Genomic DNA, 16,483 nt, shown 5'->3' on the forward strand with positions numbered 1-16,483 from the left:
GCCAACAAGAAGCCCGCATGATGCGGGCTTCTTTTTTATCCATCGCTCTTACCATCCTGCAAGGCCGCCTACTCGGGCAAGGGTAGCGCCTTTCTGTCGAGCTTGCCGCTGCCGGTCTTGGGCAGAGCATCCAGCAGGATGAGCCGCGCCGGCACCATGTAGTGGGGCAGCGTCGCCTGCAGGCCTTTGCGCAGGGCGAGGCGATTGAGGGTCACCCCGGCCCTGGCCTCCACATAGCCCACCAGCATGGCCTCGTCCCCCTCGCCCACCAGACGCACCGCTGCCTCCTGCACCCCGGCCTGGCGGCGCAGTCCCGCCTCCACCTCGCCGAGCTCGATGCGAAAACCACGCAGCTTGACCTGATCGTCGCGCCGTCCCAGATAGAGGAAACGGTCCGCCCCAAGGAGGCGCACCCGATCGCCGGTGCGATAGAGGCGATGGGTGGCAAGGCGCAGGAAGGCGGCGCTGGTCAAGGCTGGCTTGCGCCAGTACCCCTCGCATAGGGCCGGGCTCTCGATACAGAGCTCGCCGCACTCCCCCTCCGCCACCGGCTGCCCCACTTCATCCAGCACCCAGTGCCGATAGCCGGGCAGGCTGTGGCTGATGGTGATCTGGCCATCAGTCGGTGGCCAGCGCACCTCGCTCACCAGGGACCAGACGGTGGCCTCGGTCGGCCCGTAGCAGTTCCACAGCCGCCGGGTGCGGGCACAGAGCTGCTCGGCCAGACCTGGGTCCAGCGCCTCGCCACCGCACAGGGCAGTGAGGGTATTGCGCCCCTGCCAGCCCGCTTTGAGCAGCATGCGCCAGCAGGCCGGGGTGGCCTGCAGCCAGTTGATGGAGGGGTCGGCCTCGAGCAGGGCCAGCATCCCCAGGGGATCCTTGTTGTGATCACCGCCGGCCACCGTCAGCCGGCCACCGCCCCAGAGCGGCCCCAGCATCTCCAGCAGGGAGATGTCGAAGGCCGGGGTGGTGATGAAGAGCCAGTGGCAGCCAGGTGAAAGCCCGAGCCGCTCACGGATCCCGTCGAGGAAGCAGAGCAGGGCCCGCCGGCTGATGACCACCCCCTTGGGCTCGCCGGTGGAGCCCGAGGTGAACATCATGTAGGCGGCCAGGGCGTCATCCACCTGAGACCAGGAGACGGGCCCTGCCGCTGCGGGCCCGTCGAGGGTGCGCAGCGGACAGCCGAAGGCGGGCACCGATCGATCGCCGTCGCAGATCACCGCCGACAGGCGCGCCTGGCGGGCGATCCCCTGCAGCCGCTCCACCGGAAAGTCCGGTTCAAGGGGCACGAAGGTGAGGCCGAGGCGCAGGCAGGCCAGCAGGCTGGCCACCAGATCGGGGCCGCGGGAGAGATAGAGGCCAACCCGCTCCCCCACCGCCAGCCCCTGCAATCGGGCGGCAATCTCGCCGACCCTGGCATTGAGCGCGCCGTAACTAAGCCACTGCTCATCTGATCCACCCTCACCGATACCCTCCCCTCCCATCCGGATGGCGGGGGCCAGCGGGGTGGCGGCCAGACAGGCCGCCAGTCGCGCGCCCAGGTTGGCCGCCCCCTCACGGGGGGCAGGCCGGGTTTGCACGAGCGGAGCCTTATGCTTGATGGTCACCGTCATAGCGCGGCCTCCGTTTGACGCACCAGCCAGTGTCGGTAGAGCCGGCTGGGGGATGGATGGGCCTTGAGCATCTGCAGGGTAAGTGGCGCCCGATCCTGCGCGAACGCCTCGTTGAGGGCCGCCAGCAGGGCGAGCTGCTGCACCGAATCCACCCCGAGTTCACACAGGGTCTGCTGCCAGATGCCGGGCACGCCGCACTGGCGCTCCCACAGGGCTACCAGCACGCGGGCCTCGGCCGGCGGCTGAGCCAGGCTGGGCTCAGCCCTGCTGGCGGCCACTTGTGTGGCTGTCGCTTGTGCTGGGTACGGCGCGGCCACAGCCACGCTGGCCGGCTGGCCCAGATCCGCCTGCGCCAGCCAGTCGAGCTCGGCCAGCCAGTCAGCCAGCACCGCCTCGGCCCGGGTCTCGGGGATCTGCTCGCCGTCGAACTCGAGGCGCAGCTGGAGCGTCTCGCCCCGGCTGCTGACCACCAAGGAGAGCGGCAGCTCCACCTTCTCCACCACGGCGCCAAAGCGTGGCACCAGCTGGTGAGGTTCGGGGGCGACAGGGGCCGCCGGCATGGGGTAGTTCTCGAACACGAACAGGCTCTGGGACAGACGCGCCCGGCCTTTGGTCAGTGCCGCCAGCGACTGGGTGCCGTGCTCATTGAGCGCCATCAGGTCGGCTTGCAACCGGGCGATATGCTCGGCCAGGGTCAGCTCGGTGCGCCACGCCAGCGCCAGTGGCAGGCTGTTGATGTAGAGCCCGACGCTCTCGGTGATCCCCTCGATGGGGTAATCCCGGCCCGGGGTCACGTTGCCCACCAGGGTGACGGCATCGCCCGAGCGGCGTGCCAGCAGACGGTGCCAGGCATATTGGGCCAACAGGCCCGCAGTCACGCCAAGGTTGCGGGCACGATGGGCGAGCAAGGTTGCTACCTCGGTCGGCAACGCCGTGGCGCACACCGCCGGTCGCTGCTGGGTATGGCGCCCGCTTGCGCTAGCGTCCAGCGTCACCCCGAACAGGCAGGCGAGATCGTTAGGCTTTGTTAGCAGCTCCTCCCGCCCCTGCCAGTAAGCGTCGGCGCTGCGGGTTTGGCTCGCGATATGGCGGCCAAATTCGAGCCAGGCGGTATCCGGCTCGCCCTGCGGCAGCAGGCCGTTCATCAGCGCCTGATAGCCGCGATGCAAGGAACCCAGCAACACGGGGCCGCTCCAGCCATCCAGCACGCCGTGATGGGCGCTGAAGATCACCTTGTGGTGATCGGGGGCCAATTTGAAGCAGGCAAGGCGCAGCAGGGGCGCCTGCTCCAGCGGGATCGGGCGGGCCAGATCCTGCTCGCGATAGGCCTGGACCCGTGCCTCTGCATGTTCCACTTCAGACAAGTCTTCATAGTGGAATGGCAACTCGGCGCGCTTGAGGATGCGCTGCAGCGCGACCCCGTCCGCCAGCACCAGTTCGCTGCGAAGGGCCGGCCAGCGGGCGATCTGCCCCTGCCAGGCCTGACGGTAAACCGCCACGTCCAGCGGCTGGTGATAGTCAATCTCGGTCTGCAGGTGATAGGCGTGATCCCGGGGCAGCAGCGCCCTGTGATGGAACATGCTCTGCTGAAGCGAGGTCATGGGCAGCAATGTCTCCACCTCGCGCCCGCTCAGCACCCGATCGAGCACGGCTTGCGAGAGAGCGATCCCCGGGAAGTCGCTCGGGGTATGGCGCGGCGCCTTCAGGTTGCAGCAGTGCTCCACCAGCGCCGTCAGGTTGTCCGCCAGCCGCGCCATCAGAGCGTCGCTCCCTTGCTGGTTGAGGGCGCCGACCTGGCGCAGGGTGAGGCGGCCATCAAACACGCCCCCGTGCAGACTGACCAGCTCCCGCGGCAGGTTGTCAGGGGACGTAGGTGCCCCCGGCGCCAGCGGCAGGGGCTGCCAGGCTTGAGCGGCCTCGCCCTGATGGCTGACCCCCAGATAGTTGAAGACGACAAGGGCTTGCGGTAACTCCTGCCCACGGGGGTGGTGCAGTCGCAGGGCATTGAAGCCCACCCCCTTGCCCGGCACGGCCCGCAGCCGCTCCTTGGTGTCGCAGACGAGATCGCTCCAGGACGCGCTATCGGCCAGCGCCAGCGGGTAGGTGCTGGTGAACCAGCCCAGGGTACGGCTCACGTCGAGTTCAGCATCGATTGCCTCGCGGCCGTGCCCTTCCAGCATCACGCAGTGACGGCTGCCGTAGCCCTGCTCGCTCAGGGTACGGGTCAGGGCCGCCAGCAACAGGTCGGGCACCCGGGTGAAGCAGGCCTGGTTGGCGGTGTCGATAAGACGAGCCGTGGTCTCCTGACTCAGTTGCAACAGGCTGGCGGCGGCGCGGCCATCGGCGGCGCGGGCCGCTTCCAGCAGGTGACCCTGGCTGCCTTCCCCCTGAGCCAGCCAGAAGCCAAGCTGATCCTCTTCCCGTTTGGCGTAGGCCGCGAGCCCCTCGCCCCACTGGCGATAGCTGCTGCCCTTGGCAGGCAGCGGCTCGCCCCTGCTCACCCGTGCCAGATCCTCGGCCAGAATGCGCCAGGAGACCGCATCGATCACCAGGTGATGGAAGGCGAGGAAGAGCCCCTCCACCGTCTCGCCCTCCCGCTCACCTTCCAGGCAGAGATTGCGCAGGCGGGCCCAGGCCAGAGTGTGGCCGCTGGCAGGGTCGAGCTCTCCCTGCAGCTCGGTCAGGCGGGCTTGCAGCTCGGCCTCATCGAGATTGGCGGCATCCAGGGTCGGCAGCGGCGGCAATGGCAGTTCGGCCAGGTAGCGCTGGCCGGTCGGGGTCACCGCCAGGCGCAGGGCATCGTGGTGCTGGCGCAGGGCATTCAGCCAGCCGCGCAGGGCCTCATCGTCCACCCCGGCCGGCAGGCGCAGGATCACCCCCTGGTTCCAGTGACCGGGCTTGGCAAAGCCCTGCTCGAAGAACCAGTGCTGAATGGGGTGGAGCGGGAACTCGCCGGTCAGGCTGCCCTGCTCGCTTCTGTGGCTGACGGCCTGCTGCTGGCCGAGCTGGCGGCAGAGGCGGCGCACCGTCTTGGCTTCGAACACGTCCTTCACGCTGCAGTGCAGTCCCGCATCCCGCAACCGGGTGGTGAGCTGGATGCTGAGGATGGAGTCACCGCCTAAGCGGAAGAAGTCATCCTCTACCCCGAGGGGCTGCTTGAGCACCCCTTGCCAGATGGCAAGCACAGTCTGCTCCAGTTCGTTTTGTGGCTCGCCCTTGCTCTGCTGCCAGACGATGGCGGGCAGGCGGCGCAAGTCCAGCTTGCCGTTGGGGGTGAGCGGCATCTCGGGCAGCCAGCAGAGGCGCGCCGGCACCATGTATTCGGGCAGGCACTCGCCGGCCCGCTGCAGCAGGGCATCGCCGTCGGGCTCGTTCGCCCCGGCCTGCAAACAGGCGTAAGCGAGCAGGCGACCCTCCTGTACCACCACCTTGATCTGGCGAATGGCCGGGCACAATTCGGCAAGCCGGGTCTCTATCTCCCCCGGCTCGATGCGATAGCCGCGCAGCTTGATCTGCTCGTCTATCCGGCCCAGATACTGGATGTTGCCATCGCGGCGCAGCAAGGCCCGATCGCCGGTGCGATAGAGGCGATGGGTACGTTCCCCATTCGTTGCATCAAAGGCCAGCTCGATAAAGGCCTCCTGAGTGCGCTCTGGCAGATTGAGGTAGCCGCGGGCCAGCCCCAGCCCTGCCAGGCAGAGCTCGCCGGGGACCCCCACCGGGCAGAGGTTGCCCGCCTCGTCCAGGATCAGCGCCTTCAGGTTGTTGACGGGTCGACCGATTGTGATGGGCGCCCCCGGAGTGAGCCGCGCGCAGAGCGCGGTGACGGTGCACTCGGTCGGGCCGTACATGTTGAACAGCGCCACCCGCTCCCCCCAGCGCTCCACAAGGCTGCTCGGGCACGCCTCGCCGCCAAAACCGATGGCCTTGAGGGAGCCGAGCTCCGCCGGTGGCAGCAGGTTGGCGAGCAGGGCGGTCGGCAAAATCATATGGCTGGCACCCCGAGCGATCGCGGCACTGATCACCCCCTCGCCCGGCTCGCCGAAGTGCAGGGCCGCGCCGCAGTAGAGCGGCAGCAAGCTGGTCATGTTGCCGGCATCGAACGAGAGGGACATGCAGTTGAACATGGCCCCATCCTTCCCAAGGGCGATGCGCTCACCATGATCCGCCATCAGGTTGACCAGGCTGCCCTGCTCCACCATGACCCCCTTGGGCAGGCCAGTGCTGCCGGAGGTGTAGATGATCTGGGCCAGCATGGCGGCGTCCCGAGGTAGTACGGGTGTGCTGGTTGGCATCTTGTCCAGCGCCAGCCCGTGCAGATCGTGATATTCGGCAGTCGTGCCCGCCAGCGCCTCGCCAAGCCGCGGGTCCGGCTCTCCCCCGAGCACCAGTGCAATACTGGCGTCGCTCAGGATATGGGCCAGTCGCTCGGCGGGATAGGCAGGATCCAGCGGTACATAGGCCGCCCCCGCCTTCCAGCAGGCGAGCAGGGCAACCACGAAGGCGACATCGCGTCTGGCCTGGATGCCGATGGCGGCGCCCGGGGTGACGCCCTGAGCCAGCAGCCAGTAGGCCAACCGGTTGGCACGCACCTCCAGCTCGCCATAGGTCAAGGATTGCGCGCCGTCGCTGACCGCCAGCGCGTCCGGCAACTGAATAGCGCGCCGCTCGATATGGCAGAGCAGGGTGTCGCGGCTCGGGTAGTCCCGCGGCAGGTCGGCAAGCTCGGCGGCCAGCGCGGCCTGGTCGGTGCCCGCCTCCAGCGGCAGTTGCCAGATGTCGGTCTCGGGGGCCGCCACCACGGCGCGCATCAGGTGCAGCAGGCGATCGGCATAAGCCTGGATGGTCTCCCGCTCGAACAGGGCGGTGGCAAACAGCCAGTCCACCCGGACGGAGTCCATCAGCTCGGTCACCTTGACCGAGATGTCGGTCTTGGCCGGCAGCACAGGCGAGGTCTCCTCCACCAGCTGGCAACCGGGGATGAGATCGTTGAAATCCACCTTGGCCTGATAGACCAGCATGATCTGGAAGATAGGGTTGATGGCGGTGGTGCGATCGGCGCCGATGGCCTCGGCCAGCGCCTCGAAACGGTAGAGCTGGTGATCGAAGGCCGCCAGATCCTCTTCCCGGCACTGCTGCAGATAGTCGACAAAGCTGGGCTTGCCGCTGAGTTGAGTGCGCAGCACCAGGGTGTTGACGAAAAAACCCACCAGCGACTCGATCTCGTGGCGCTCGCGATAGGCGAGCGGGGTGCCGATCACCACCTCCTTCTCGCCGCTCTGGCGCACCATCAGCAAGGCAAACAGGGCGTGCAGACCGATGAAGTTGGAGGTGCTGTGCCGTTGGCACAGGCACTTGAAGCTCTCCCACAGGTCGCTCTCGATGGTGGAGAAGACCAGCTCGCCGCCGCTGTCCTGATGGGCCGGGCGCGGCTTGTCGAGCGGCAGACCGTGCACCTCGGGGCTGCCACCGAGCCGCTCGACCCAGAACGGCTTGAACTCGGCGTGATAATCGAGAAAACGCGGTGAGTTGAACCAGCGGGCATAGTCGATGTAGGTGAGCGGCAGCTCGCTTACCTGCAGAGGCTCGCGGTTCTGATGGGCAAGAAAGGCACGCTTGAGATCCGCGAACATGTTCTTGACCGACCAGCCGTCGGAAATGATGTGGTGCTGGGTGATCAGCAGTACGTGCTCGCGGCTGCCCAGCCGAATAAGATGCACTCGGCTGAGATCCCCCTGGGTCAGGGAGAAGGGACGTCCAATCTCCTCGCGCACCCGGCGAGCCACATAGGCCTCGCGCTCGGCAATGGCCTCTGCGCTCACGTCCTCAATGTGCAGCTTGAAGGGAACATGGGGCAGGATCTCCTGGGCCCCCCTGCCCGCCTCGTCCTTGATGAAGCGGGTGCGCATGCTGGGGTGGCGGGCAAACAGGTGGTCGAAGGCAAACTCCAGCGCCGCCGTGTCCAGCTCTCCCTTCACGCGAAAATAGACCGGCATGTTGTAGAGGTGGGAGGCCTCCTCGTACTGCTCGATAAACCAGAGCCCGCTCTGGGACGAGGAGAGCGGCCCCTGCCGGGCGCCCTCGGAGGCGATAGGAACCTCGAAGGCGGCGCGGGCCGCCAGGCAGCGCACCAGCTCATCCTTGTGGGCCTTGATGGTGGCGCCGATGGCCGGCGTCACCGCCTCCTTGCTCGACTGGGAGATAAGCTGGCCCTTGTCGTTCAGCGCCAGCTTGACCCCCTGCCGCTCCAGCTGTTTCAACAGCAAAATCATATTATTCATCTGTTTCTCAAGCCTCAGGCACTCAGGGTGGCGCCGCCATCGACGACCAGATCCTGCAGCGTGATGTGGCTGGCCAGATCCGAGGCCAGGAAGAGGACGGTATGGGCGATCTCCGCCGGGGTGGCTACCTTGCGCAGGGGGATGCCGAGCTTGAACTGCTCCGGCAGCCCGGCGATGGTGCGGGCCATGGCCTCCTCGCTTGGCAGCATGCCCCGCAGCATGGGGGTATCGGTCGAGCCCGGCGACACCAGGTTGGCGCGCACGCCGAAGGAGGCCAGCTCCAGCCCCACCGTCTGGGTCAGGCTGGTGACCGCCGCCTTGGAGGCGCAGTAGGCCGCCATCTGCATGCGCGGCACATGGGCGGCGTTGGAGCCGATGGTGACGATGGCACCGCGCCGCTGCCCCTTGAAGTGGGGCACCAGGGCCCGCAGCAGATAGAAGACGCCGCTGGCGTTGACCGTCATGCAGTCGTGCCAGTCGTCATCGCTTAAGGTTTCGGTAGAACCGAGGCGCAAGACCCCGGCCCCGTTCACCAGTACATCGAGCCCGCCGTCCGCCAGCAGCGCTGCGCAGCAGACGTTTACCGCCTTCGAGTCGCCAATATCGAGCAGTTGGGTGGCATAGGGGTAGTCCGCTTCGGGAAACGCCAGATCCAGCCCCACCACGGATGCGCCGGCCGCCACGAACTGCGTTGCCACCTCGCGACCGATGCCGCGCCCGGCCCCGGTCACCCAGACCCGCTTGCCAGTGAAATCAAAGGCCATTGCTTGTTGCTCCTTATCCATCACCACACCATCTCCACGCTCTCTTCGTCCTCGGCAAGCAGACCGTCGAGGAAACGGCAGAAGTCATCGAGGCGCGGGTGATCGAACACGTCGGAGACCTTGACCTGCACCCCGAACTCGGCGCCGAGCCGGTTGACTATCTGTATGGTCTGCAGGGACTGGCCCCCCAGCTCGAAGAAGTTGTCGGCGGGCGCCATGGTGGCCAGACCCAGGATCTGCTGCCAGATGGCGCCGACCCGGTTCTCGGTCTCGCTGCCCAGGGTCAGGGCTTCGCCGCCCGCCTGGTAGGCGGCCAACAACCCCTTGCGATCCAGCTTGTTGGAGCCGGTGCGGGGCAGCTGGTCATAGTGGCGATAGTCGGTGGGGATCATGGCGGCAGGCAGCACCCTGGCCAGCTGCGCCTTGATGACCCGGCTGTCGCGCTCAGGCCCCGCCACGAAGGCCACCAGCCGGCGCACGCTGCCGATGCTCACACCCTGCACGCAGGCCTCGTCCACCCCCGGCAGGGCCAGCAGCTGGGCCTCCACCTCGCCGGGCTGGATGCGATAGCCGCTTATCTTGAATTCGTTGTCGCGCCGGCCAAGGTAGACCAGCCGGCCGGACACCAAGCGCACTCGATCGCCGGTGCGATAGACGGGCATCTGCTCCGCGCCAACCCGCAGGGTATCGAAGCTGCCTTGCACGCCCCCCACATAGCCGTTGGCCAGCTGTGGCCCGAGCAGCACCAGCTCACCCTCGATGGCGGGTTGCTCCCCCGCCCCCAGAATGAGCGCCTGCATGCCGGGCAGCGGCAGGCCTATGGGCAGCTGGGCCTGGTTCGGATCTTCCTGCTGCAGCTCCTGGGTGGTCACCACCACTGTGGTTTCGGTGGGGCCGTAGGTGTTGAAGAGACGCACATCGGAGCGGCCCTGGCGCTGCCACTGGGCTAGCTGCTCGGGGTAGACCGCCTCGCCACCTATGATAACGGTGGCCAATCCCGAGGGAATGTGGGCCTGACCCGCCGTCAGCGCCACCACCCACTCGTTCCAGAACGCGGTGGGCAGATCGAGGTGAGTGATCCCCATCTGCTCCACCCCGGCCGCAAAGGCAGGCATGGATTCGAGCAGGGCGTCGGTGCGCAGCACCAGGGTGGCACCTGCGCTCAAGGTAGCGAACACCTCCTCGATGCTGGCGTCGAAGTTGAAGGGGGCGAATTGCAGCATCCGCGCCTCTTCATCCAGGTGATAACGGCAGCGGGCCGCGGCGGCGAAGTGATCCAGCGCCCCGTGGCTGACCGCCACCCCCTTGGGCAGGCCGGTCGAGCCCGAGGTGAACATCAGGTAGGCGACGGCGCGGCCGGCGGCAGGCTGATTGAGCCGATCGTCGCTCACCAGGTCCCCCGCCAGCAGGGTGCGGCCCTCAAACAGGCTGGCCAGCTTGTGACGATACTCGGCCTGGGTGATCAGGGTCTTGACCTCCCCCAGCCGCAGTATATTGCCCTGGCGCTCCAGCGGCTGCTCGGGATCGAGGGGCACATAGACGGCGCCCGCCAGCAGCACCGCCAGCTGGGCGAAGATGGCCTGGGGGCTGCGGGCCAGCATGACCCCCACCTTGTCGCCGGGGGCGACGCCTGCGGCCTGCAGGGCGGCCGCCATCTGTTCGGAACGGGCCAGCAGCGCCTCGTAGCTGACGCTCGCCTCCCCTTGTATCAGGGCAATCTTGTTCGGGGTCTGGGCGGCGAAGTGGCAGAGCGCCTCCAGCACGGGGCGCACCTGGAGAGCTTCGTGGGCTGGGCCAGAGATCAGGGCGGATTGGCGCTGCTCGGCCAGCCAGTCGGCCTTGAGGGTCCCCAGGGTCTGGGCGGGCTCGGCCAGCCAGCGTCCCAGCAGGGCAAAGAGGGTATCGGCGATGGCTGCCAGATCGGCCTGCTGGTAGCAGTCGGGGTTGGCGTCCAGATCCAGTCTGGGCTGACCATCGACGCCGACCTGCACCTCGATGGTGAGATCCTCCACCGGGCCGGCGCTGATGTTGAGAATATGGGCAGATAGCGGCCCGAAGCGGCGAGCGTGATCGAACGGCATGATGTTGACCAGGGGGCCGAACAGGCGTTTGTCTCCCCCCACCAGGCCAAGGTCGCGGCGCAGCAGCTCGTAGCGGTAGTGCTGGTGCTTGCGCACCCCGCGCTTGGCCTTGGCCACGGCGCCGGCGGCCCCCGCCAGACTCAGCTCTTCACCAAGCGCCAGCGCCAACGGGGTGATGTTCATCTGCATGCAGGGCACGGTCAGCGACGCCGAGCCGATGCGGTTCATCATCATCAGGCCGAGCAGGGTCTTATCCTGGCCGCTCGACAGCGACAGCTGGGCCGAGAGGCCGGCCAGCAGCAGATCGGGCCAGCCCAGCTTGTGCTCGTCGGCAAAGCTGGTCAGGGATTGCCAGAGAGCCGCCGGCAGCGGGCGGCTCTCGCGAATAAACTCGGCGGCGATGGGGGCGCGGGCCTCGCCAAAGGATTTCACCTCGGGCCAGCCTTGCAGCTGCTCCTGCCAGAAGGCGCGGGCGGCGTCGTTCTTGCCGCTCTGCTCGCGGCTCGCCTCTTCTGCCAGCACCTCCGCCAGAGAGCCGAAGGGAGATGGGGAGTTCATCTCACCGGCCAGCCCCTCTGCATACAGTTCGGCGATGCGCTGGAACAGCAAGGTGGTGCCAAAGCCGTCGAGGGCGATGTGGTGCACGCAGCTGTAGAGATAATCGCGGCCGGGGCCGCGCAGCAAGGCGAAACGGCAGGGCGCCTCTTGGGTCAGCTCGAACGGGCGGCGCAGATCGGCCCAGGCCCAGGCGCGGGCCAGCGTCTCGTCATCGTGCTCGAGGGAGACCTCTTCATAGGCCAAGGGCAGCTCATGCGAGACGAAGCAGACCGCCTCCTTATCGTCTTCGAAGTGGCCCTTGAGCGCCTCGCACTCCCCCACCGCCTTGGCAAGGGCCGCGACCAGCACGGCCGCCTCGACCTTGCCGTCGAAGGCAATGCACTCGGCGGTGTTGAACATCGCTTTGTCGTCGTTCAGCAGATGTCCGGACCAGAGCCCCTGCTGGGGGATGGTCAAGGGGAAGCGGTTCATGGGGTCACCTCCAGCGCCTGGGCTGCCAGCCTGGCCTCGATGAGGCGCCACCAGCCGTTGAGGGTCGGCAGCTTGGCGAGATCCACGAAGCCGAGCTCCACCCCGGCGGCGCGCCACTCGGTGAGCAGGGCCATGATCCGCACCGAATCCAGACCGTAGTCGATGAGGTTCTCGTCGGGATCAAACTCATCTTCGTCCTCGTCGATGTGACTCAGCAGCCGTGCCTTGAGCCCCTCATACGTCAGCAACGGATTGGTCAGGAGCGGATTGGTCTGGGCGGCAGAAGCCGGGGCGAGGGCCAGCACCTCCTCGCAGCGGATCACCTTGCCGCAGCGGGTTGCCACATAGTCGAGCGCCATCTGATGGTCGGCCAGGGAGAAGTCCGCCACCCCGTCCGCCAGGAAGAAGGGCTGGATGTCGCGCATGAAGGCGTCACAGGCGGTCATCATGCAGCCGATATGGCCGTAGATACCGCCGATGATCAGCTGATCCCGTCCCAGCGCTTTGAGCATCTGCTCCAGCTCGGAGCGCTGGAAGGCGCTGTAACGCCACTTGACCAGCACGGTGTCGTCACGCTCCGGGCGCAGCGCTGCCACCACCTGCTGCAGCTCGGGGCTCTTGTTGAGACCCGGGCCCCACATGTCGTTGAGCAAAGCGCGATCTTCAGGGGATTGATCCTTGGGCTGGGCGGTGTAGAAGACCGGGATGCCGAGGGCCTTGCACTGCTTGCGCACGGCGGCCAGCTGCTCGGTGAGCGCCGCGATCAGCGGGCTGTTTTCGCCATAGAAGGCGGTGAAGTACTCCTGCATGTCGTGGATCAGCAGGGCGGCACGTTTGGGATCCAGAGACCAGTCGACCTTGTTGGCCTTCCACTGGCTGGGCATGGCGTAATTGTTCAGGGTTGGGATAGCCATAACGTCATGATTCCTTACTAGTTTTTATGCTGTAGAGGCTGGTTGGCGGCGATGGCGTGCGCAATGCGCGCCCGCAGCCCCTGCTTGTCAATCTTGCCCACCGCCGTCATGGGCAGGGCGTCCAGGGTTTCGAAACGGTCGGGCAGCTTGAAGTCCGCCACCCCGCGCTCGCGCAGAAACTTGCGCAAGGCCAGCGGCTTCAAGGCGGGATCCGTGCTGACGATGAAGGCGCAGCTCTTCTCCCCCATGGCGCTGTCGGGCATGGAGACCAGGGCCGCATGGGTAATGGCCGGATGGTGCAGCAGCTGGTTTTCCACCTCTTCCGCCGCGATCTTCTCGCCGCCCCGGTTGATCTGATCCTTCTGCCGCCCCACCACGGTGAGGTAACCATCGGCATCCTGTACCACCAGATCGCCGGAGCAGTAGAAACCCTCGACATCGAACACCCGGGCGTTGTGAGCCGGGCTCTGGTAGTAGCCGCGGAAGGTATAGGGGCCGCGGGTGTGCAGGGCGCCAGGCTCGCCGGGGGCAACCGGATTGCCCGCCTCATCGAGGATGCGCACCTCGTCGTCCGGGCTCATGGGGCGGCCCTGGGTATGGATCACCTTCTCGTCGGGGTCGTCCAGCCGGGTGTAGTTGACCAGCCCTTCCGCCATGCCGAACACCTGCTGCAGCCGGCAGCCGAGCAGCGGCCCAATCTTGCTGGCCACCGCCTCCCCCAGCTTGGCGCCGCCCACTTGCATCAAGTCGAGGCTCTCGAGCTGAGTGCGCGCAGTGGGGTCCGCTTCCGCTGCCTGCAGCCAGAGGGAGACCGCCGGCGGCACCAGCGAGGTGAGATTGACCCGGTGGCGGGCGATCAGCGGGAAACAGCTGATGGGGCTGGGATCGGATGCAAGCACCACAGTGCCGCCCGCCTCGAATACCCCCAGGGCGCCCGGGGAGCTCAGGGGGAAGTTGTGGGGCGCCGGCAGGGCGCACAGATAGCGGGTATGGGGGCCGAGGCCGCAAATTTCGTTGCTGCGGCGCACGCTGTACAGGTAATCGTCGTGGGTGCGCGGGATGAGCTTGGGGGTGCCGGTGCTGCCGCCGGAGAGCTGGAAGAAGGCCACCTCGTCCCCCGGGGTCGGGCCATATTTCACTGGCTCACTCTCATCCCCCTTCGTCAACCAGCGGGTCAGCCCCAGCTCCCCCCCATCGCCATCCAGCAGCACCAGCTCGGCGCTGATGGTTGTCAGCAGCTCGCTCTCGCGACCCTTGCTCGCAAACAGCGGATGAGCCAGCGAGCCGATAAAGAGGCGCGGTGTGATCTGCTCGGCATAAGAGAGGAGCTCCAGCCGGTTGTGGCTAAAGAGCGCATTGACCGGCGCGATGCCGGCCTTGAGCAGGGCGAAGAACACCAGATAGAACTCGGCCACGTTGGGGAGCTGCACCAGCGCGGTGTCCCCCACCCCCAGGCCGTGGCGGGCCAGACTCGCGGCCAGCCGGCTCGAGGCGGCGTCCAGCTCGCCATAGCTCAAGCGCCGCTCACCGCAGAGGATCGCCTCGGCGTCGGGGGCCAGCTCGCACTGGCGCGCCAGCATGGTGGTCAGCGGCTCGCCGCGCCAATAGCCCTTGGTGCGGTACTGCTGGGCCAATTCGTCGGGCCAGCGGGTATAGGGCAGGAAGTGGTTGAATTGGCTCATTGCGCCACCTCCGGACTCAGGCCCAGTGCCTTGAGCATGGTGCCAAGCTTGGTGCCGGTCTCGGCCCATTCCATGGCGGGATCCGAGCCCGCGACGATACCGGCGCCGGCAAACAGCTCGACCTGATGGCCATCGAGCACGCCGCAGCGGATCACCACGGCCCACTCGCCGTTGCCCTGGTTGTCGCACCAACCGACGATGCCGCTGAACAGGGCGCGCCGGAAGGGCTCCTGCTCGCGGATGAACTGGCGGGCGAGTTCGGTGGGATAGCCGCACAGGGCCGGGGTGGGATGCAGCTGGCAGGCCAAGGAGAGCACCGATGCCTCGCCGCCATTGAGCCGGCCAGCGATGGGTGTGCCCAGATGCCAGAGGGTATCCGTGCTCATCAGCGAGGGATGAGCGGGGATCGCCAGCTCGCGGCAGTGGGGGGTCAGCACCCGGCGGATCTCGTCGATCACCAACTTGTGTTCATGCTGATCCTTGCGAGAAGCCAGCAGATCCCTGGCCACCATTTCGTCTTGCGCCGGCTCGCTCACCCGTCTGGCGGAGCCCGCCAACGGATGGGTGAACACCTCTCCCCCGCTGACCCGCAGCAGCAGCTCCGGGCTGGCGCCCAGCAGGCGGCGACCCTGGCCGAGCGGCAGGGAGAAGTGGAAGGCGTGGGGATTCTGGGCCATCAAACGGGCCATCACCTGCGTAGGGTCGGCGGGCCGGTGCAGGGTAAGGGTGAGTTTGCGCGACAGCACCACCTTGGCGAGCCGACCTTGTGCAAACGCATCCAGCGCCGCACTGACCGAGGCCTGGAATTCGCTGGCCGGCGGGGTGCTCTGCACCGAGATGACCCGGTTGGCCTCGACGGTCTGCTCCACTTCTGTCGCCGGTGTCGGCTCTGTCGGGGCCAGTTTCTCGCCCCGCTCATAACGGCCGGGCACATAGAGGCAGGAAGCCTCTGCCGGGTCGAACGCAAAAGCACCGATGAGCAGGGGGTTGCTCTGGCCGGCAGCCCTGGCGGCATCGAGGGCCAGGGTTATCTGCTGTGCCAGCAGGGGCCACTCGCAGGCGGGGGTGGTGATGGGTTGCCCCAGGTCAGTGGCACTGATCGTGCCCTGACACGAGGTAAACAAGAAATCAGGCGACATCTTCGCCTCGGCAGGTGCGCCATTGTCCATTACTCGAGTCTTCACGTCATACCCTCAAAGAAGATTCAAAATGATAATGATTATCAGTTTGACTTTGTGCGGCGGTAAAATACTCGCTTTGAAATCGCGGGGTCAATGGGATTTTGCATCGTTAAAACAGGAGCTTGTCTGTGGGTATGTCGGGGATGACGCCAGGGCGGGCCTGCTGGCGGTGAAGGGAAATAGCTACTCGAATGAAAACGGATTGCCATCCCCATATGGGGGATGCGACAGAAACCGGTCATAGAGGCCCCACTGGCGGCCAACCCGCTTTGCCTCTAAGATGGCGCCACCTCTTGTGACAGCCCCGAAAATGGAACCCTCCCATGTTGAAACACCTGCTTCTGCTTCCCTTCGCCCTGCTGCTGGCGGCCTGCTCGCTGACCCAGTACAGCGTCAGCGAAGGGGAGATCAACCAGTACCTCAAGGAGCGAGTCGCCTTCGAGAAACAGCTGGGGATCCCCGGCATCATGTCGAGCAAGATCCGACTCGATGACATGCAAAGCCGCATCGGCCGCAGCCAGGCCGACAAGGTCGAGCTGGATGCCGCCGGCGAGCTGCAGGTGGCGAGCCCCCTTGGCAGCCAGCAGATGAAGATCCGCCTCTCCCTGCGGGCACGCCCGGACTATGTGGCGGAGCAAGGCGCCATCTATCTGCGCGATCTCGAATTGCTCTCCGTCAAGACCGAGCCGGCGGACGTGGGCACCGCCCTCTCCCCGCTCTTGCCCACCTTCAACCAGTCCCTCTCCCTGTTCCTCTCCCAGACCCCCGTCTACCGGCTCGATGGCAGCCGCCAGAACGAGGCGCGGATCAAGGAGAAGGTCGAGGCCCTCAAGGTGGAGCCGGGCCGACTGGTCATCCCCTTCAAACTGATGTGACACCTGCCGCCGCGCCTCTCCTCTTCACCCCACCGGGGCGCGGTTTTTTTCTTCTCAAGCCCC

Annotated in this window: 8 protein-coding genes; 1 reads left to right on the forward strand and 7 read right to left on the reverse strand. The window is 66.6% G+C overall.

The features are described 5' to 3' along the window. Positions 1-68 precede the first annotated feature (68 nt). The 7 genes from amoH to I6L48_RS15915 are packed head-to-tail and all read right to left on the reverse strand — an operon-like array spanning position 69 to position 15,548. The gene (amoH, locus tag I6L48_RS15885; protein WP_042879383.1) at positions 69-1,613 is read right to left on the reverse strand and encodes an amonabactin biosynthesis glycine adenylation protein AmoH; all 1,545 of its coding nucleotides are present in this window, start codon (positions 1,611-1,613) and stop codon (positions 69-71) included. Continuing rightward, complete coding sequence (gene amoG / locus I6L48_RS15890; protein WP_216987439.1) at positions 1,610-7,894, reverse strand: amonabactin biosynthesis non-ribosomal peptide synthetase AmoG; 6,285 nt, start codon at positions 7,892-7,894, stop codon at positions 1,610-1,612. The genes amoH and amoG overlap by 4 nt, the downstream gene beginning before the upstream one ends. 14 nt (positions 7,895-7,908) lie before the next feature. Next, positions 7,909-8,658, reverse strand: a complete 750-nt coding sequence (gene amoA, locus I6L48_RS15895) for an amonabactin biosynthesis protein AmoA (RefSeq protein ID WP_042882428.1) — start codon at positions 8,656-8,658, stop codon at positions 7,909-7,911. Positions 8,659-8,678: 20 nt separating this feature from the next. Further along, positions 8,679-11,768, reverse strand: coding sequence for an amonabactin biosynthesis non-ribosomal peptide synthetase AmoF (gene amoF / locus I6L48_RS15900; RefSeq protein ID WP_113070420.1), 3,090 nt, complete (start codon positions 11,766-11,768; stop codon positions 8,679-8,681). Then, positions 11,765-12,682, reverse strand: coding sequence for an amonabactin biosynthesis bifunctional protein AmoB (amoB, locus tag I6L48_RS15905; protein WP_042882431.1), 918 nt, complete (start codon positions 12,680-12,682; stop codon positions 11,765-11,767). The genes amoF and amoB overlap by 4 nt, the downstream gene beginning before the upstream one ends. Before the next feature lie 17 nt (positions 12,683-12,699). Continuing rightward, positions 12,700-14,364, reverse strand: coding sequence for an amonabactin biosynthesis (2,3-dihydroxybenzoyl)adenylate synthase AmoE (gene amoE, locus I6L48_RS15910; RefSeq protein ID WP_042882432.1), 1,665 nt, complete (start codon positions 14,362-14,364; stop codon positions 12,700-12,702). After that, positions 14,361-15,548, reverse strand: coding sequence for an isochorismate synthase MenF (locus I6L48_RS15915; RefSeq protein ID WP_042882433.1), 1,188 nt, complete (start codon positions 15,546-15,548; stop codon positions 14,361-14,363). Before I6L48_RS15915 ends, amoE begins: the two co-directional genes overlap by 4 nt. Before the next feature lie 320 nt (positions 15,549-15,868). On the opposite strand from I6L48_RS15915, the gene I6L48_RS15920 reads away from it, so the two are divergent. Further along, complete coding sequence (locus I6L48_RS15920; RefSeq protein ID WP_039038906.1) at positions 15,869-16,420, forward strand: lipoprotein; 552 nt, start codon at positions 15,869-15,871, stop codon at positions 16,418-16,420. Positions 16,421-16,483 lie beyond the last annotated feature (63 nt).

The sequence above is a fragment of the Aeromonas sp. FDAARGOS 1418 genome, assembly GCF_019048585.1.
In the GTDB taxonomy this organism is placed as follows: Bacteria; Pseudomonadota; Gammaproteobacteria; order Enterobacterales; family Aeromonadaceae; genus Aeromonas; species Aeromonas caviae.